This is a genomic window from Roseobacter weihaiensis, from assembly GCF_020622345.1.
Taxonomy (GTDB): Bacteria; Pseudomonadota; Alphaproteobacteria; order Rhodobacterales; family Rhodobacteraceae; genus Roseobacter; species Roseobacter weihaiensis.
The window spans coordinates 34,814-52,449 of the sequence record NZ_JACNMO010000028.1; the positions used below are offsets into that span (position 1 = coordinate 34,814).

19 protein-coding genes are annotated in these 17,636 nt (G+C 59.9%); 4 read left to right on the plus strand and 15 right to left on the minus strand.

Features of this window, described 5'->3' with window-relative positions:
• Complete coding sequence (locus H7847_RS22220) at nt 1-561, minus strand: hypothetical protein (protein ID WP_227271688.1); 561 nt, start codon at nt 559-561, stop codon at nt 1-3.
• The gene (locus H7847_RS22225; protein ID WP_227271689.1) at nt 558-908 is read right to left on the minus strand and encodes a hypothetical protein; all 351 of its coding nucleotides are present in this window, start codon (nt 906-908) and stop codon (nt 558-560) included. The genes H7847_RS22220 and H7847_RS22225 overlap by 4 nt, the downstream gene beginning before the upstream one ends.
• A 372-nt stretch (nt 909-1,280) precedes the next feature.
• On the opposite strand from H7847_RS22225, the gene H7847_RS22230 reads away from it, so the two are divergent.
• Together H7847_RS22230 and H7847_RS22235 are read left to right on the plus strand one after the other, a co-directional pair.
• Nucleotides 1,281-1,460 (plus strand): CTP synthetase, encoded by a 180-nt coding sequence (locus H7847_RS22230; RefSeq protein ID WP_227271690.1) that lies wholly within the window; start codon nt 1,281-1,283, stop codon nt 1,458-1,460.
• A 77-nt stretch (nt 1,461-1,537) separates the two neighbouring features.
• Nucleotides 1,538-1,852, plus strand: coding sequence for a TraR/DksA family transcriptional regulator (locus tag H7847_RS22235; RefSeq protein ID WP_227271691.1), 315 nt, complete (start codon nt 1,538-1,540; stop codon nt 1,850-1,852).
• 63 nt (nt 1,853-1,915) lie between these two features.
• Here the strand turns inward: H7847_RS22235 and H7847_RS22240 are convergent, their stop codons facing one another.
• The 9 genes from H7847_RS22240 to H7847_RS22280 all read right to left on the minus strand — a co-directional run bounded on the left by H7847_RS22240 (nt 1,916) and on the right by H7847_RS22280 (nt 8,945).
• Complete coding sequence (locus H7847_RS22240; protein WP_227271692.1) at nt 1,916-2,032, minus strand: entericidin A/B family lipoprotein; 117 nt, start codon at nt 2,030-2,032, stop codon at nt 1,916-1,918.
• A 301-nt stretch (nt 2,033-2,333) separates the two neighbouring features.
• The gene (locus H7847_RS22245; protein WP_227271693.1) at nt 2,334-2,456 is read right to left on the minus strand and encodes an entericidin A/B family lipoprotein; all 123 of its coding nucleotides are present in this window, start codon (nt 2,454-2,456) and stop codon (nt 2,334-2,336) included.
• A 67-nt stretch (nt 2,457-2,523) separates the two neighbouring features.
• Nucleotides 2,524-3,003 (minus strand): class I SAM-dependent methyltransferase, encoded by a 480-nt coding sequence (locus tag H7847_RS22250; RefSeq protein ID WP_227271694.1) that lies wholly within the window; start codon nt 3,001-3,003, stop codon nt 2,524-2,526.
• The gene (locus tag H7847_RS22255) at nt 3,000-3,761 is read right to left on the minus strand and encodes a polysaccharide deacetylase family protein (protein WP_227271695.1); all 762 of its coding nucleotides are present in this window, start codon (nt 3,759-3,761) and stop codon (nt 3,000-3,002) included. Before H7847_RS22255 ends, H7847_RS22250 begins: the two co-directional genes overlap by 4 nt.
• Entirely contained in the window at nt 3,751-4,899 is a 1,149-nt protein-coding gene (locus H7847_RS22260; protein WP_227271696.1) for a glycosyltransferase family protein, read from the minus strand. Before H7847_RS22260 ends, H7847_RS22255 begins: the two co-directional genes overlap by 11 nt.
• Nucleotides 4,896-5,480 (minus strand): histidine phosphatase family protein, encoded by a 585-nt coding sequence (locus H7847_RS22265; RefSeq protein ID WP_227271697.1) that lies wholly within the window; start codon nt 5,478-5,480, stop codon nt 4,896-4,898. The genes H7847_RS22260 and H7847_RS22265 overlap by 4 nt, the downstream gene beginning before the upstream one ends.
• On the minus strand, nt 5,477-6,556 hold the full coding sequence (locus tag H7847_RS22270; protein WP_227271698.1) for a glycosyltransferase family 4 protein: 1,080 nt from the start codon (nt 6,554-6,556) through the stop codon (nt 5,477-5,479). Before H7847_RS22270 ends, H7847_RS22265 begins: the two co-directional genes overlap by 4 nt.
• A complete protein-coding gene (locus H7847_RS22275) occupies nt 6,553-7,800 on the minus strand; it encodes a glycosyltransferase family 4 protein (RefSeq protein WP_227271699.1) in 1,248 nt (415 codons plus the stop codon). Before H7847_RS22275 ends, H7847_RS22270 begins: the two co-directional genes overlap by 4 nt.
• The gene (locus H7847_RS22280) at nt 7,797-8,945 is read right to left on the minus strand and encodes a glycosyltransferase family protein (protein ID WP_227271718.1); all 1,149 of its coding nucleotides are present in this window, start codon (nt 8,943-8,945) and stop codon (nt 7,797-7,799) included. Before H7847_RS22280 ends, H7847_RS22275 begins: the two co-directional genes overlap by 4 nt.
• On the opposite strand from H7847_RS22280, the gene H7847_RS26865 reads away from it, so the two are divergent.
• Complete coding sequence (locus H7847_RS26865; RefSeq protein ID WP_264479680.1) at nt 8,931-9,062, plus strand: hypothetical protein; 132 nt, start codon at nt 8,931-8,933, stop codon at nt 9,060-9,062. The genes H7847_RS22280 and H7847_RS26865 overlap by 15 nt on opposite strands.
• Before the next feature lie 245 nt (nt 9,063-9,307).
• Nucleotides 9,308-11,683: a mechanosensitive ion channel family protein gene (locus H7847_RS22285; protein WP_227271719.1), complete on the plus strand. Its 2,376-nt coding sequence runs from the start codon at nt 9,308-9,310 to the stop codon at nt 11,681-11,683.
• A gap of 3 nt (nt 11,684-11,686) precedes the next feature.
• Here H7847_RS22285 and H7847_RS22290 read toward each other — a convergent pair whose 3' ends face one another.
• From H7847_RS22290 to H7847_RS22305, 4 genes are read right to left on the minus strand one after another with little or no spacing between them, the layout of a single operon-like run.
• Nucleotides 11,687-12,841 carry an ABC transporter permease gene (locus H7847_RS22290; RefSeq protein WP_227271700.1) on the minus strand — a complete coding sequence of 385 codons (1,155 nt, stop codon included), beginning with the start codon at nt 12,839-12,841 and terminating at the stop codon, nt 11,687-11,689.
• Nucleotides 12,838-13,866, minus strand: a complete 1,029-nt coding sequence (locus H7847_RS22295; protein WP_227271701.1) for an ABC transporter permease — start codon at nt 13,864-13,866, stop codon at nt 12,838-12,840. Before H7847_RS22295 ends, H7847_RS22290 begins: the two co-directional genes overlap by 4 nt.
• A complete protein-coding gene (locus tag H7847_RS22300; protein WP_406676033.1) occupies nt 13,863-15,788 on the minus strand; it encodes an ABC transporter substrate-binding protein in 1,926 nt (641 codons plus the stop codon). Before H7847_RS22300 ends, H7847_RS22295 begins: the two co-directional genes overlap by 4 nt.
• On the minus strand, nt 15,781-17,553 hold the full coding sequence (locus H7847_RS22305; protein ID WP_227271702.1) for an ABC transporter ATP-binding protein: 1,773 nt from the start codon (nt 17,551-17,553) through the stop codon (nt 15,781-15,783). Before H7847_RS22305 ends, H7847_RS22300 begins: the two co-directional genes overlap by 8 nt.
• Nucleotides 17,554-17,636: the final 83 nt, after the last annotated feature.

Here is a 17,636-nt window from a genome sequence, read left to right on the forward strand (position 1 = left end):
TCAATTAGTTGGCTTTAATAGTACTTTGCGAGCTTCTGACGGTTCTAGGTTAATTGTGTCACTCCAAAACAGCATTACTTCGTCGGCACTATACATCTCACCCTCTTTATTTGTGGCGACGTGCTCCGACCTCGAACCGCTTCGTAAAACCTCGACTAAATCTACATCTGTCGGAGTACACGTTGGACATAATTCTATAATAGGATCAATCTTGTTGAATTTCCCGGCTTCATCCAAGATGCCCATCTGAGCCCCCTGCAAAGCCCACTCTTCAAAAAATGCTTTTGAATCTGTGTCGCTCAGCTCTTTAGATTTTTCCAAAGTGACCAATTTTCCAATTTTGTACTGGCTGATTTTTTCAGGGTTCGCCATTGCCGCAGCATGTAGTTGAATCCTTTTCCAACCTGTCAAGGCTTCAAGCTCGTATACATTTCCAGAAAGCGCGACCGAGGGTAAAGCTTGTGGTTCTTCGCTTTGCGCAGACGCCGCCCAAGCGCCTAATATCAAGAAAATAGAGAGACCTAATATGAACTCACGCGATTTCATGTTGAACTCTTTCATGCGCCTGATCCTACCAATGCCGTGATGCCAATCACAAACCCCGGTAACGACATACTATTGATCATCAAGGTTAAGAAATGGTTCATTTTTTCATGCGCAGTTAATGCAATTGTTGCGATCCATACTGCTAACCATAACATAATACCTGTGTCTAAAATACCAACAATGCCAGGATCACTTTCTAGCGAACGCTTGTAGCAGTCCCAAAGTCTGGGGGCGACGATGAAAAGTGAAAAAAATGCCGACCAAAATACTACTTTGGCTAGGCTGAAGCAGGTTTCCGAGCATTTGTCGTCACTGCAGTTTTTGCCGGGTGCCATCACGCCGTCGAACCAACTTTTTGTCATAAATAACTCATTTATCAGAAATATCACTTTGGAACGTATCGGCTGACTATACGGAAGAAAAAGCATCTTTTCGAATCTCAATTTTGGAAGAGCTGCGCTTCAGTACGAATTTGTACAGATCCACCCTAAATGCACTTAGAAATTGCAAATCCTCCGGATTTGCAGCTCCCGAACCATCCCCACGGTTCGGGCGCGGCGTACTAAATCAACGGGACCACTTGCATCTCGCTGCCCTGGGCTCCGCCCGCGACTATGAGACTGTCCACCGGACCGCTTTAAAGAAGCGCCAGACCCCGCTTTGACCCACATCAAAGCCGCGTCCCACGCCCCCGGATAGGGTGCGCGCAGAACCGGTGAAAGGAGGGTTCTTTTATGCTTCGTGTTGCCAGTATGCTTTATGCCATCGTTGCCCCTACTCTGGCGGGGGCCGGTGTGATTGCCGTGCTCGTTATGGGAGCCTCAGGGGTCGTCCCAATCGTCGCGGCAGCGGCTGCCGGGGCCGTCCTTGCCTTGCCCGTCTCCTACGTTATTGCCAACAAGATCGTGAGCTGACGCGTGTCTTGACCCACATCAATGTCACATGCGCCAAGGCCTGACAGCCTGCCCAGAACATCAGAGGAGGTACCAAGATGGATATCAAGGTTCAGGAACAGATACTACGCGCCCGCCGGGATGAGCTTGCGGGCGGGTTGTCGGAGATCGAACACGCGTTGGACAAGCCCATGCCGAAAGACTGGGAGGATCGCTCCTCCGAGCGGCAGGGCGATGAGGTGCTGGAAGCGCTGGGTCATGTGGAACTGGCCGAGCTCAAGCGCATTGACGCGGCCCTGGCACGGATTGAGGACGGCACCTACGGCGACTGCCTGAAATGCGGTGAGCCGATTTCGGACGCGCGCCTTGACGCGGTGCCGGATGCCGCCCTCTGCAAGACCTGCGCAAAGTAGAACGGGTTGTCGGATGACGCCCCGCTGCGGGGGCGGCGTTGCGATGTCTGAAAGGCCGTGCCTTTAAAAGGTGCGGTCGAGCGCGTTGCCTGCATTTTGCACATCGCGTCCGATGCCTTTGGTTGTTTCACAGGCGGCAAGCGCCAGAATAACGCCTAGAAGAACGGCAATTCTCACCATGGGGATGTCCTTTTCGAAGTGGTTTTTCAGGACGTTCTATACCCTATTTGCAGGGGGATTCACGCGAAAAATCATCCTTGACCGCGTGCGGTATCAGTCATGCTATGGCCCTGTTACCCGATCTCTCATCCCTTCTGAGGTGGGCGCACTTTCCGCAGAATGCTTGCGTGCGGGCGCGGGGACCGTATGGATCGGTGGCGCATCGTCCAATGCAACGCTCCCCAAGGCGTTCGGGAGAATGAAAAAGCGGCTCTGAGGCCGCTTTCTCGCTCATATGGTTGCTTGGGATCAGCTGATGGGCTTAGCCGTCAATCGCATCATCCAGTGCCTGCCCCGCATCCTGAACATCACGTCCAACACCTTTTGTCGTTTCGCAGGCGGCGAGCGCGGTCAGGACAACGGCAAATGTAACAATTCTCAGCATCTTTGGATCCTCTCTTCTGTGCGATGTCAAAAGACAACGTCACATTGTGGAAAAGGTTCCCGGCAACTTACAGGGCCTGGTAAAAGTGATATCGGTCAGGGGCGATGGTGTCCGGCCCTCTCACCGGCCGGAACCCTGTCAGGGGCTGTTGGCTGACAACAATACCACCCGGCACCATCAGGGCTGCAATCAGCGGAGAGAGCCGCGCCCCCTCTGCCACGTCCTTTTCCTTGATGCCATAACCAAAGTCGTAATGCGCAAGCGCGGCCCGCACGCCGCGATGTGCAAGTGCGCGCAGCATCTCATCGGCTTCGCCTTGCAGGAAGTCTTCTGCGGGCGGCATGCAGGACGGGTGGGGCTGCAGCACGCGGTCAATCACCCAGATGCGCCGGTCGGGGAGGTTTTCCCGCAGATGGTCATAGGTCCGACCATTCCCCAGCCCGAGTTCGAGAACCTCCCCGCTTAGATCCGCGATGCGGGCCGCTGCCCAGTTCAACCCGTCGATCTGGGCGGTTATCCGGCGTTGCATCGATTCCAGTCGGCTCATGTGCCTGTCTCCAAAAGGGGGGTGATGGGCTGCACCGCCGCACCTCCGTCCAGCATCTCCTGCAGGAAACTGTGCGAGAAATCCCACAGTTCGGCAGTGTGAATAAGGTGATGCGTGAGATAGCCCAGAGGTTCTGCGGGATCCGCTGCACCCGTGCGCCGCGCCAGCAGGACATCAACGGTCTGTGAGATCAGCAGATCGGGGTCTTTCAGGCTGCGGGTGCCGTGCCAGTCCACAGGGTCGATATGCGTGTTGATCTGCACCAGACCGGGCGCTGCCATAGGGGCGCTGCGGGCGGTGAACGTTGACAGGCCGCGGTACCCTGCGGCACCAAGGCAATCCGCGTAAACAGGGTCGATCCGGTTCCAGGGCGGGACAAAGACCGGCAGAAAAAGCTCTCCAAAAAGCCTGCGCATCTGGGTGAGGGCCAGGGTCAGATTGTCCGCACCGTCTTTAGTGTAAAGGCCGAATTCGGCCTTCTTGGCCCCGGCGGGGGTGTTGTTCTGGTGTAGCCATCCGTGCACGAGCGGCACCATGTGATCTGAGGTGGCGGTCAATTCCGCCAGGGTTTCCTGCGCAACGCCGGGGATCACCGCAAGATGCACGGGAAAATCGAGGCTTTCGGCAAGACGGTGTAATTGATCGAGCGGGCTGCTTGGGGCTGTCACGTCATCATCCCGCCACCAAACAGGCAGGTTCAGGCCACTGCGGCGATACTCTTGCAGCGCATGGCGCAGCGGTGTCCAGTCAGGCTTCATCGCGATGCCTTTCCAAGAGGTGCTGAACAATCGAGACGCTGCAGACAGCTCCTTTCAGGCCCTGGGTGCGCGCCGGACGGGGCGGAGAAGCGGTCGCGGCGCGCAGGGTCTGCACCAGCCTTGAGGCGGAGAGATCGGCTGATTTCAGCACCACGATCCCGTCAAGACGCGCCAGTGCTTTTGCGCGCAGGGACTGCTCCACCTCGCCGCCATCGTCGAAGGGAACAAAGACTGTCGGCGTTCCCGCCTGCAGGACATCGAGTGCGGTGTTGTAGCCGCACAGGCAGACGGAGGCGCTGGCATGGTGCAGCATCTGCCGGAAATCCGGTCGCGCGGGTTCCACCGTGACGTTCTGCGGGGCCTGCTCCCGCAGTCGGACGCAGCGCGCTTCGGCCTCGACGCCTCCCACCAGAAGATGCCATTGCCGGGGGGCGTCGATGCGGGCCGCTTCAATGGCCGTTTGGTAGAGCGTTTGACCGACATTGCCGCCCCCCGCGCTGACCAGTACCCTGTCTGTGCCCAGTCCCTGCGGATGCGGTCCGGCGGGCGGTTGGGCGACAAAACCGGTATAGTGCAGTTTTTCAGATATCGCGTCCGTCAAGGGCCAGCTCAGCCCCAGCGGGGTCAGCGCCGCGTCCGAATGCACCAGAACCGCGTCATAGCAATCTGAAATCATCTGCGCGGTGCTGGCTGCTTTGGCAGGTTTCGAGGGCGGGGCGAGGATGTCGCGGATGGAGGCACAGATCAGCGGCTTTGGTATCTGCCGCCCGGCGGCTTCCAGAAGCGTGCGAAATTCCGCGGCCAAAACGCGCCTGCCGAAGGGAAAGAGTTCGGTAATAACCACATCCGGTCTCTGGTCGGCCAGGAGGGCGCGCAACTTGTCCTGTCGCGCCGTGAGCAGGGTCTGTGACGCGGGCTGGCCCTCATCATCAAGCAACCTGGTGAAATGCGTCCCGTCCGATTGGAGCGGGGGGAGCTGCACCAGATCAATACCCTCGGCATTGAGATGGCGCGCAGGCAGGCCGCCGGACACGACCGTGATCTCGTGGCCCGCCGCTGCAAATGCGCGCCCGAGAACCAGCGCACGCGCCAGATGACCGCTGCCCAAAAGATGCGTCACGACAATCAGAACTTTCATGCCGTGCGCGCTTCCAGCCTGATCGGCTCACCCGCAACGCGTAGCCCGCCCTCCGTCATCTCCAACACGAAAAGCCGGTCCCGCTTGATGCGAAACGGTGCCGGGCCATCAAAATCCCACCTGGTGGCGTCCGCCATCAGCACCCGCATGATCCCGATATGGCAGACCGCGACAGTGTCGGTCCCGAGGCTTGCGAGCCAAGGCTGCAAACGGGCGCGGACATCCGCCGGGCTCTCGCCGCCTGGGGGGCGGTAGGCCCATCCCCAGTCTTCGATATGGCGGTAGCCACTGCCCGATGATGCCAGCAGATCGCGCCCCTTCTTGCCCTCCCAGACCCCCCAATCCATTTCGATCAGCGCGGGCAGGCTCACAGGTGTTTTACCGCTGATAAGCTCTGCGGTCTCAACCGCGCGCCGCAGGGGGCTCGAGACAAGGGCTGCAGTGTTCCAGGGTGCTGGCAGGGCAAGCGTGGCAAGATGCCGGGCCGCGTCCGGATCGAGCGGGATATCCGTGCGCCCCTGTATGCGGCCTGCGCGGTTCCAGGCGGTATGCCCGTGTCGGATGAGCGCCAGACGGATCATTGCAGAACCTCGATGATGGTTTGTTTCAGGGTCTCTGCCGCGGGTCCCAGCAGGTGATGTCTTGCGATGTGCTGCCGGGCTTCGGCCCCAAGATGCGCGATGAGTTTCGGGTTTGCCAGCAGGAAATCAAGCCGCGCGGCCAGCGCCGGTGCGCCAAGCGACGGGTCGGGGTAGGCCGCACCGGGAGCCAGCACGTCGCGCACGCCCGGACGGTCCTGGGCCACGACCGGTAGCCCCTGCGCCTGCGCCTCAAGGTAGGTCATCCCGAAGGCTTCATTCACGCCGGGCCAAAGCAGCAGGGCGGCATCCTTGTATGCCCTTTGCATTTCCGTGGGCCGCAGTGCCCCCAGAAAGGCGACCTGCTTGCCAAACGGGGCCATCATCGTCTTGACCTCCGCATGGGCGGGGCCATCGCCTGCGATGTTCAGCGTCCAACCTTCCGTTTTCAAGGCGGCGAGGCTGTCTGCAATCAGACGGTAGGAGGCCAGCTTGTCGCCATGGCGCTGCATCCCCACACTCAGCAGTCCTTTGCGCTTTGTCGTTGGTGTCGGCGGCAGGTCTTTCCGGGGCAGAAAGGGGCGCAGGTGGACAAGGCGCTGTGACGCGGCACCATAAGCCTGCAGCGCGGCGCTGTCGTGGGAGGTCAGGTAGAAAACGATCGCTGCGGCGTCGGTTGCGGCTTCCGCTGCCTGCGCGTAACCGGCCCAGGGGCCCTGCAGCCTTTTGCGGGCGCGGGTCGCTTCAACAAGCAGGTAGGGGATTTTCAGCGCGTCCGCGACGACAGGCCCGATCAGATCGGGGGCCTTGTAGTAGTTGTGATAGGTGATCCAGACACGCCAACCCGCCGCCTGGCCCGCCGGGATAAGTCGCGCCACCTCGCGAGCGGCCTTTTCGTGCCGGGCCGCCTGAACCTGCGCGTCGCCTGCGCCATCGCGGGTTTGCAGTTCCGAGGCCAGATCGGTGTCAATGCCGCCCAAGCTCAGCGCCTGCAAGATGGCTTGTGCCATTGTGCGGTCGCCGGAGGGCACAGGATGCGTGGGTGGTTTCATCGGGGCGTAGAAAGCAGCGCGGATCATGGTGCGCCATCCATCATCCGGTTCAGCCGGCGGGTCAGCTGCGCGATGCCCGGCTCCATCCGAAACTCCGTCTTGAGCCGCGCATATGCAGCCTCCGCCATGCCGGGACCGGCCTCCGGGCGCGTCGCGAAAGCTCTGATTGCAGCCGCGAGGCTTTCAGGGCTGTCATCGGTCAGCATGCCATGGATGCCGTTTTCGATGAATTCCGGAATGGCGGAGACAGCGGTGGAGAGGATCGGCAGCTTTTGACTTGCCGCCTCCATCAGAACATTTGGCAACCCGTCACGATCCCCGTCCGCGGCGATGCGGCTGGGCAGGACAAAGAGGTCGCTCGCCCGCATTTGTGCGATCACCTGCGGCTGGTCGCAGGCCCCGCGCCAGGTGATGCGCGGCGCGATGCCTGCGGCCTCGGCCCGCGCGCGCATGTCCTGATTGAGGGCGCCGCCGCCGATATGGGTCCAGTGCCAGTCCAGATCCCCGGGCAAGAGCGCCAAAGCGGCAATTAGCCGGTCAAAGCCTTTCTTTTCCACCAGCCGTCCCACCGACATCAGGGCAAGCGGCGCTTCGGGCGGACGCGCGGTACGCGCGGGGGGCGGGGGAAACCGGTTCAGATCAAGCCCGTGGTAGACCAGATCAATGCGGTCGGGGGTGTCTGCAAGGTGGCGCAGATGCGCCGCTCCAAAGGCGGTGCAGGTTGCGCCGAAGGCCGCCCCCTCGGTCGTCCCCGACAGTTTTTCGCGCAGCTCCCAGTCGGGTGAGGTCCAGATATCCTTGGCATGGGCTGAAAAAGACCATGGCAGACCGCGCAGAATGGCGGCATAGCGCGCCACGGACGACGGGGTGTGGAGGAAATGCGCGTAGATGCCTGCCGCGTCGCTGGGCAGTTCCCGCGCCAGGACGCAGGCCTGACCAAAACGGCGGGCCCGGTTTGGCGTGCGGTCGCGGGCGTAATCGGCGCGAAAGCATCGCCAGGCTGCTTTAAATCCCGGCAGCTGGCGCGCGGACAACACCGCGCGCAACACGCGCAACGGCGCGTCTTTGAGGTACTCGGGCAGATAGTGCACGGGCGCCCTGATCTGGTCATGAAGGGGATGCGTCTTGGTATCCGTCGGGTGGCGCAGTGACCAGATTTCAAACACGAGCCCTGCTTGCTCAAGCGCTGCCAGCTCCTGGGCGATAAATGTTTCTGACAAGCGGGGCCACCCTTTGACCACGACCGCAAGCCGCGCCGGTTTTGATGTCATGGCCTCGCCATCAGCGCGTCCGCGCGGGTAACCACGACGTCCAACCCCTCCAGCAGACCCTCGGCCCCCGCCTCGGAGGGTTTCGCCTGACCCGCCAGTCCCCGGATCGCGCCGATCATTGCCTCCGGTGTCATACCGTCCCGGGTCTCATCCAGCATGCGGACCAACCCAAGCTCTTCGGCGCGGGAGGCTCTGATCCACTGCTCCAGCCGCGGGACCGTACGGGGCACGATGACGGCGCGCTGATCAAAGGATAAAACCTCGCAGAAAGTATTGTAGCCGCCCATGCAGATTACCCCCTGCGCCCCCGCAAAGAGCGACTCGATCCGGCCGTCAAAGCCAACCGCGCTTACGCGGCCATTCAGCTTGGCAACCCGCTGCTCGAAGGCATCGCGCACCTCGCCCGACAGGAACGGGCCGTAAACCAGGACCGCGTCGGGGCGCAGCGTTGGGTCTTGCTCATAAGCCTGCAGCACCAGATTGACCATCGTTGATCCGTCGCCACCCCCGCCAGGGGTGACCAGAATATAGGGCGTGTCCGGTGTTTCGGCCTGGTCCGTAATCTCGCGGCGCAGATAGCCTGTCCAGTGGATCCGCGACCGTGTCTGCGCGCTGAGCGGAAGGCCCTCGGTGGGATCATAAACCGATTTCGGGCCATAGACCCAGATCTCATCGTAAAACCGCTCGGTCGCCTCGACCGATCCCTTGCGAGCCCACTCGGCGGCCAGCACCCTGGCTTCATCAAGCACGTCGCGCAACCCAAGCACCAGCCGGGTTTTGCCGCGTGCCACCAACCACTCAAGCGTCGGCAGCAGCTCCCCGCGAAACCCGGTTGGCTCTTTGTCGACGATCAGCAGATCAGGGTCGTACTGCTCAATCGTGCCCTGGATCAGCGCAGATCTCAGCGCTGTTGTCTCGTCGATATCCAGACCCAGCGTCTGGCTCATATAAGAGCCGTCATAAAGCTTGGTCACGCCGGGCAGGCGCACGTGATCAACGCGTTCGGGAAAGGTAAAGCGCCCCGCCACGGGCGAGCCCGTCAGAATGATGGCGGACGCATCCGGGTCTGCCTTTGTCAACGAGGATGCTAGCGTCCGCGACCGGCGCAGGTGACCCAAACCAAAGGTGTCATGACTATAGAACATGACGCGCTTGGGGCGCTCGGGGTCTCTGCCGTCATGACGTGGCGCATGGTCCTGAGGGGTGGCGCACTTGGTCTGGTAGTTCATCTTGTCGAAGCCTTTACACCGCGCCGCATCTGATGGGCTTTGTAACCGCTTTGGCGGGGGTGGACCGTAACCCAGGTCGCAGGGGTATGTCGTTGGCACATAGGCCGGTCCTTGGTTCGTGATGCCTGGGTTTTTGGTAGAGCACGCACTTTCTGGCATAAATATCCCAGGGGTGCAAAACACGAATGCACACTGCCGCTCGAGATGATGTGTAATTGCATTGTGCGCCTCGCTCACCTACCGTTGACCTATACGAATTCATTTGGACGACCAATGTGATACGCGCGCCTTTTATTGCTCTTTTCCTTTCCTTTTCAGTCTTGTTGCTGGCTTTTGCGCCGGAAACCCTGCAGGCGCAAGGCATTGGATCGCTGTTTCAATCCGATGAACCCGAGGCCGAAGAAGAGCGTGCGGACCGGATTTCGGACATCATGGAAAAGGCCGCGCAAAACGGCGTTGGCGTGGTGGTGATCGATACCAATGGTAACATCGTCTCCACGGCTGCCGAGCCCGACCCACCGGCCAATGCCCCCCCGGTGCAGGCCGGCAGTTCCGCCCTGATGCAGACCCAGGACACATTGGTTCAATTTCGGGCCACACTGATACAGCGGTTTCTGGATTTTCCAAATGATTTCAATGAGGTGCTGTATATTCTGCGCGCGACCAGCCCCGATGGCACCATCTGGGCTTTTTTCACAGCGCTCTATACATCGCTTTTTCTGTTCGGCATCGGAATGATCGTTGAAAAGAAGGTCTACGGTCGGTACATCGCACGCGGGTTCGTTGTTTCCCGCAGTAAAGACGACCCTGTCGGATACGCCGAAAAAATGCCGTTTCTTGTCTTTCGCTTTTTCATGGGCGTCATCGGCATCCTGGTTTCCATGGCGGTGGCCTATATCATTGGGGCGGCCGTTTTCGGCCCGCTGGAAGACGCAGGCATGCAGTTCACGGTGGGCATTATCAATACCGCCTATTTTTTGAGCAGGCTGGTCGCGGGGCTGTGGCGTATGATCCTGTCGCCCTATCTGCCGCAGTACCGTATCCCGCTCCTTAGCACACGGGATGCGCGGCATCTGTATTATTGGCTGGTGGCGCTGGGGACGTTCGACATCTTTCGGCTGCTCTTTACCACCTGGGTCAAGGAGTTGGGACTCAACTACGATGTCTATGTTTTCATGGCAGCCGTGTCGGGGGCCATCGTGGTCTTGCTGAACATCCTCATGCTGCTGGTGATGCGCCGCCCGCTGACCCATGCCATCCGACAAGGGGCCCCCAGCGAAAGCCGTACCTCCGTCGTCAAAATCATCTCGTCGGTCTGGCTGGCCGCAGCCATCTTTTACATCCTCTACGCCTGGGTCCAGGGGACCTACGGGCTGGTGATCGGTGATCCGCCCAAAGCCCCGCTGATTGCAGGCGCCTATGCCATCCTGCTGTCGATCCTGGTGGTCTACGGCGTAATCAACTTTGTCATCGAACGCAGCTTTGCCCGCGCCCGCGCGATCCGCACGGTGAACACCGCGCCACTGCCGATTGGCATCGAGGGCCAGGGGCCCGAAGAGAGCGCGGCGCAGGCGGCTCCGGCACCTCTGCCGCCGCCCCAGCGGATGAATACCTTTGAGGGGTTGGCGCGTCGTATTGCAGGCATTCTGGCCTTTGTGGCGGGTATCTATGCGTTTTTCTACATCTGGGACAACAACAGCACGCAGATGGTGGAAAGCTTTGCCAACCGGCTGTTGGACGTCATGGTGATCCTCTTTATCGGGTACATCGTCTATCATGTCTTCCGCATCTGGATCGACAAGAAGATCGAAGAAGAACAGAGCAACGGCGTAGAGGCCGAATTGGGCGACGAGGGCGGCGGCAGTTCGGCGTCTCGGCTGGCCACCTTACTGCCGCTCTTTCGGAACTTCATCCTCGTGGTGCTGATGGTCACTATTCTGCTGATTGTCCTGATGGAAATGGGCATCAACGTGGGCCCGCTTTTTGCTGGCGCAGGGGTCGTGGGCGTTGCCGTCGGTTTCGGGTCTCAGGCGCTGGTGCGCGATATCTTCTCGGGCGGGTTCTTTCTGTTTGATGATGCCTTTCGCAAGGGCGAATATCTCGACGTGGGCGGGGTGAAGGGTACGGTCGAAAAGATCTCGGTCCGTTCTTTTCAGCTGCGCCATCACCTGGGAGCCCTGCATACCATTCCCTTTGGCGAAATTCAGGTGATGACGAACTATTCGCGCGATTGGGTCATCATGAAACTGCCGCTGCGCGTGACCTATGACACCGACGTGGAAAAGGTGCGCAAGCTTATCAAGAACCTGGGCATCGCTTTGCTGGACGATCCGGTGATCGGGGACAATTTCATTCAACCGCTGAAGTCACAAGGCGTGATCGAAATGCAGGACAGTGCGATGATCATCCGGGTCAAGTTCATGACGAAACCCGGCGATCAGTGGCTGGTGCGCAAGAAGGTCTACGAAGAAATCCGCAGTCTTTTCGAGCGGGAGGGCATTCACTTTGCCCACAAGGAAGTCACCGTACGTCTGGCTGACGGCAAGGTGGATGAGTTGTCGGAAGACGACAAGAAGGCGATTACTGCCGCGGCACAAGCTTCCATCGAAGAGGACATGCTGGAGGGTGGCGTCGAAGATGGCGATGATCGCTAGCGCTTAGTCCTTGTAGGGGTCCAGCGAGGCGCGCAGACCGTCACCCAGAAAGTTGAACGCCAGCACCACAAAGATGATCGGCAACATCGGGATCGCCGTCCAGGGGTAGATCTCGATCGAGGCGAGGTTTTGCGCATCATTCAGCATCACGCCCCAACTGACCGCAGGGGCGCGCAGCCCCAGCCCCAGAAAGCTCAGCGCGGTCTCTCCAAGGATCATCGCCGGGATCGACAGGGTTGCAGAGGCGATCAGGTGCGACATGAAATTGGGTAGCAGGTGCCGTCGGATCACGCGACCGGGTTTCGCTCCCATCATCTCTGCCGCGCGCACATATTCCTCTTCGCGCAGCGACAGAAACTTTGACCTCACCGCCCGCGCGAGCCCCGGCCAGTCCAGAATGCCCAGGATGATGGAAATGATGAAAAATACCGCCACCGGCCCCCAATTCGATGGCACCGCCGCAGAGAGCGCCAGCCAGAGGGGCAGCTCAGGCAAGGACCGCAGGATTTCGATCATGCGGTTGATGAACCAGTCGGTCTTGCCGCCGAAGTACCCCGCAATCGATCCAAAAAAGATCCCCAGCGCAAAAGACACCGTGATCCCGATCAGGCCCACCGTCAAAGAAAGCTGGGCACCATAGAGAATGCGGCTGAAGACGTCGCGCCCCAGCCTGTCGGAGCCCCAGAGAAAGACCGTGGCGCCTTCGGGGGCGCAGAAGAGATGTGTGTCGGACGGGATGAAGCCAAAGAGGTTATACCGCTGACCTTCACAGAAAAACTCCAGCGGCATCGGCGTGGAGGTGTCGGTCTCATAGCTCCAGCGGTAGTTCACCAGATCGGCGGTTGCGTCGATCGGATAGACATAGGGGCCGATGAACTGACCATTGTGCCAAAGGTTGATCGACTGCGGCGGCGCGTAGAGGTAATCCGCGCTGCGTTCATTTGGCGTATAGGGGGCGATGAACCCCGCCACGGGGAGCATCAGGTAGCAGAGCAGCAGGAAAACCCCCGAAATCAGACCCAGTTTGTGCCGTTTGAATTTGCGCCAGACAAGCACCCAGTTGGACGCGTCCATGTCCGAGCGTTCGAGCGCGCTGAGATCAACCTCGTCCGAGTAGGGGGCGTCGTCGACATAGCGACCATCTGGCAGTCTGCTCATCCGCTGCGTGCTCCGTACCGGATGCGCGGATCAAGCAGTACAAGCAGCAAATCAGAGATCATCGTGCCAATGAGCGTCAAAAGGGCCACAAACATCAGGATGAAGCCTGCGAGGAACTGGTCTTGTGATTTCAAGGCCGTGAGCAGGGACGGCCCGATGGTCTGCAGACCCAGCACCACCGACACCAGGACCGAGCCCGAGATCATGGCCGGCAGCAGGTTACCGATATCTGCCACAAAGGGGTTGAACGCCATCCGCAGCGGGTATTTTGCCAGCAGTTTGGCGGGGGCGAGGCCCTTTGCCTTGGCGGTCTCGACGTAGGGTTTGCTCAATTCATCCAGCATGTTTGCCCGCAGCCGCTGCATCATCGCGGCGGCGCCGGAGGTGCCGATGACAAAGGTTGGCACGATCAGGTGCAACAGGACCGATTGCACCTTCTCCCAGGACATTGGCTCACCCTCAAAGCGCGGGTCCATCAGCCCGCCAATCGGCAGGTCAAAATACTTGTTGCCGTAATAAAACAGCATCAACGCGAGCAGAAAGTTCGGCGTGGCCAGCCCCAGATACCCCACAAAGGCAGCACTGTAATCAATCCAGGTTTCCGATTTGGCGGCGGCAAGGACCCCCAGCGGCAAGGCAACCAGATAGACGAACAGAACGGCGGCCAGATTGACCAGCACGGTGAGCCACAATGCGTCGCCGACGATTTCGCTGACGGGGCGGTCAAACTCGAAAGACCAGCCAAAGTTGCCCTGAATGAGCCCGTACCAGCCCTGCGGCCCCGGCGCCATGCCGACCCAGATCAGGTATTGATGCCAGACGGGGCGGTCGAGGGCGTATTCGGTGCGCAGAAACTCTGCCTTGGCAACGCCCTCGGCCTGGCCGGTGGCGCGCAGTTCTGCGATCTGGTTGCTCAGATAGTCGCCAGGGGGCAGGTTGATGATGACAAAGATCAGGATCGACACCACCCAGAGCGTCAGCAGCATCGTTATAAACCGATAGATCGCGTAGCGCAGAAACATCATTGGGTGATTTGCTGAAACGGGTCTTCGTAGAAGAATTCGTCAATCCGGTGGATCCCGAAATGCGCACCGGGGTCCCACGCCCATTTTCCCTTTTCCGGCACGTTGCGCAGCTTTTCAGAGACCACAACCGGCTGGGGGGCCTGTGAGAGGATACCGATGCCGAACTGGTTTTCCGCATGAATCCTGAGCATCTCGCGCCAGATGGCGCCGCGTTCCTTTACATCGGTGGTGTGATCCCAGTCGTAGCTGAGCTGCATCAGTCGCTCAGCCTCGGGCATATCGGGCGGCTCGCCCACTTCGCCGCTGGTCTGATAATACTGCCCCCATTTGGGCCAGGCAAAAAACTCCTGATGCTTGGGGGCGAGATACTCTGGCGGCGTATAATGCTGCGGCAACCCGTTGTCCCAGCCGAACCAGACCGCCGCCATGCTGACGCCGGAATACACCCGGTTGCGCAGAATATCCCGATCAAGCGGCCGCATCACGAGCTTGATGCCGATCTCGCGCCAGGTATCCGTGATGATGGCCAGCGCATTTTCCACTTCCTTACGCTCGCCCGCCGTTTCGATGACGAACTCCATCGGTCGACCGTCCGGCAGCAGGCGGGTGCCGTCCGCTGTGCGCTCCGTCAGGCCCATCTCATTGAGCAGCGCATTGGCTTTGGCGGGGTAATAGACCGACCACCGGTAGAGATTGGCGGTGTCGTGAAACGGGCTGTCGGGCAGCGCGGTCATGCCGCCTTCGGTTGCCAGCCCGAAGTAAAGCGCGCGATTGATCATCCGCCGGTCAATGCCCATCGACAGGGCGCGCCGAAAGCGGACGTCGCGGATGACCTCGCGCCAGACGGGGTCGGCAAAATTGAGGTTGGGGTAAATCGTGATCTGGTTGGCGGCCCCATTGGCCCACAGCAGGGTCTTGTACCCCGCGCCGTCCACCTCGCCTTTTTTGAGAATTGAGATGTCGGGAAAATCCAGACCGCGCGCTTGCAGGTCGACCTCGCCCGCGTTCGCTTTGGCCGCGATCAGACCGCCGCCCACGACCGTCATGTTCACAACGTCGATATAGGGAAGCTGAACGCCCCGCGCGTCAATGCGGTGATAGTAGGGGTTGCGTACAAACAACTGACGGGTGCTGTTGTTGTTGGTGGCGTTCATCCAGGGCTGCAGGGTTGGCAGGGCCGGATTATCGAACTTATGCATGTTGTCGCGGTCATTGTGCAGCGCGGCCCAGGTCCGGACCCGCGCTTTCTTGATCGCTTTTCTCAATGTCGTTTTATCGGTGAAATCTGCGTGAAACTGTTTGAGGTAATGTGCCGGGCGATAGATGTAAAAAGGGCTGGCCTGTGCCAGAAGCTGCAAAAATCCCGGGTTCGGTGTGGGCCATTCGATTACCACCGTATGGGCGTCCGGAAAGGACATCTCGGCCAGAGCACCGTCGACAATGAGGTTGTGAGATGGCCCGGAGGGGTTTAACTCATCGTTCAGGGCGACGTGCTTCCAATAATATTCGAAATCCGCCGAGGTGAAGGGATGCCCGTCTGACCACTTATGTCCGCGGCGCAGACGCAACGTGAATTTGCGCCCCTCCTCAACCTCTACGGCGCGCAGAATATCGGGGTAGAGGTTGTAATCACTGTCGTATCCGACCAGGCGCGCGTAGCCGTAGACTACCATCTGGCGCACGTCCTTGGAGCGTGAAACCAGCGTGCGCAGGGTGCCTCCCTGTTGGCCAAAGCTGCGGCCCTTGGCTTCGAGATCGACGATCAGGGGATCGAGCGGCAGCCGTTCCGAAACCGGCGGCAGGTTGCCGCTTGAGACCTCCATGGCCCAGAAGCTGCTTTCTTCGGGGGCGGCCGGGCTGGCGGCCTGCACCGGCTGCATAAAGATCAAAAGCGAGAGACAGCAATAGAAAATTCTAAACATGACAACGTACCTTGTGGCCGGGGGCAAGCTCAGTCAAAGCGGGGGCGGCAATGCCTTCAAATCTGAATTCTTCGGGCCAGCTTGCAGGAGAGCCTGCCCCTTTGGCAACCAAATTGAGGTCAATCGGCCTGTTAACGTCGGGTTCCGGCTGGGCTGCGATCAACGCGCAGGTATAGGGGTGTCGTGGCGCATAAAAGAGCGCATCCGGGGTCGCCTGTTCGACAACGACCCCCTGACGCATGACGGCCACCTCATCGGCGATCCGCGCGACGACCGCCAGATCATGGCTGATAAAGAGATAGCTCAGCCCCATTCGGTCCCGAATGTTTTCGAGAAGGCACAGGATCTGTTCCTGCACGGAAACATCCAAAGCCGATGTGGGCTCATCACAGACCAGCAGAACCGGATCGAGCGTCAGCGCCCGCGCAATCGACAGCCGCTGTCGCTGACCGCCCGAAAACGCATGCGGGTAGCGCGTCAGCATTGACGCATCAAGCCCCACCCATTCCAACACTTCCACCGCCTTGTCGCACCGTTCCGCCTTGGTGCCGAGGTCATGGATATCCATCGGTTCGGTCATGGTCTGCTGGATGCGCATGCGCGGGGACAGGGAGGAATAAGGGTCCTGAAACACCATCTGGGCCTGCCGTTGAAACCCGATACGCTCTGCAGGCGACATGGCATGCACCCTGATCGGCGTCTCATTTGCCCGCGGCCGAAAAAGAACTTCTCCCCCCTGATCCGGCGTCTCTGCTCCCAGGGCAATCCGTGCACAGGTGGTCTTGCCCGATCCGCTTTCGCCCACGACCGCGACCGTCTTGCCGCGCTCCAGCGTCAGGTTGACCTCATGGCAGGCCGTCACCACCTGCGGTTTGCGCCACCCCCCTGCGCGCATCGTGTAGGTCTTTGAGACGTTCCGCAGCTCCAGAATCGTGTCATTGCGCTTTTCAGCACGCGTCGGTGCGGCGACCTTCGGGATCGCCGGTGCGGCTGCAAAGAGCTTTTGGGTGTAGCCATGGGCAGGGGCCCCCAAAACTGCGGGGGCAGGGCCGCTTTCCATCACGCGCCCCTTGTTCATCACCACCACGCTATCCGCCATATTGGCGACCACCCCCAGATCATGGGTGACCAGAATAACCGCCATGCCGATCTCGCTCTGCAAATCCTTGATAAGGCCAAGAACCTGCGCCTGGGTGGTCACATCAAGCGCCGTTGTCGGCTCATCCGCGATCAACAACTCGGGCTTGGCCACCATCGCCATGGCAATCATCGCGCGCTGCCGCATGCCGCCCGACATCTCGAAGGGATAGGATTTCCACACCCGTTCCGGATCGGGAAAACCGACCCGCTCAAAGGTTTCCAGCACCGCCTTCTTGGCTGCGCTGGCGCTCATATCCCGGTGCAGCATCAAAACCTCCGAAACCTGATCGCCAAGCCTGTGCAGGGGCGACAGGGAGCGCATGGGCTCCTGAAAGATCATCGAAATCTGATCGCCGCGCAGGCTGCGCATGGCGCGTTCACTGAGGTGCAGCAAATCCATCTGCGGACCTGTTTCAGAGGCAAACTGGATCGAGCCGCTCAATATGTGGGCGGTGTCCGGCAGAATACGGAGCACGGATCGACAGGTGATGGTTTTTCCAGAGCCACTCTCACCGACCAGTGCCAGCGTTTCCCCCGGCATCACCGAAAAACTCACATTGCGTACGACCGGGTCTGCCGCGCCAAAGCAAATGCTCAGATCAGATACATCAAGCAGCGGAGTCATAACGTTTCGATCACTTCCTCTCGGGGTCCGGTTCTGTCGGCGACTCTCCGCCATATATAGTCAACGCGATTTCCTGCTTCAGG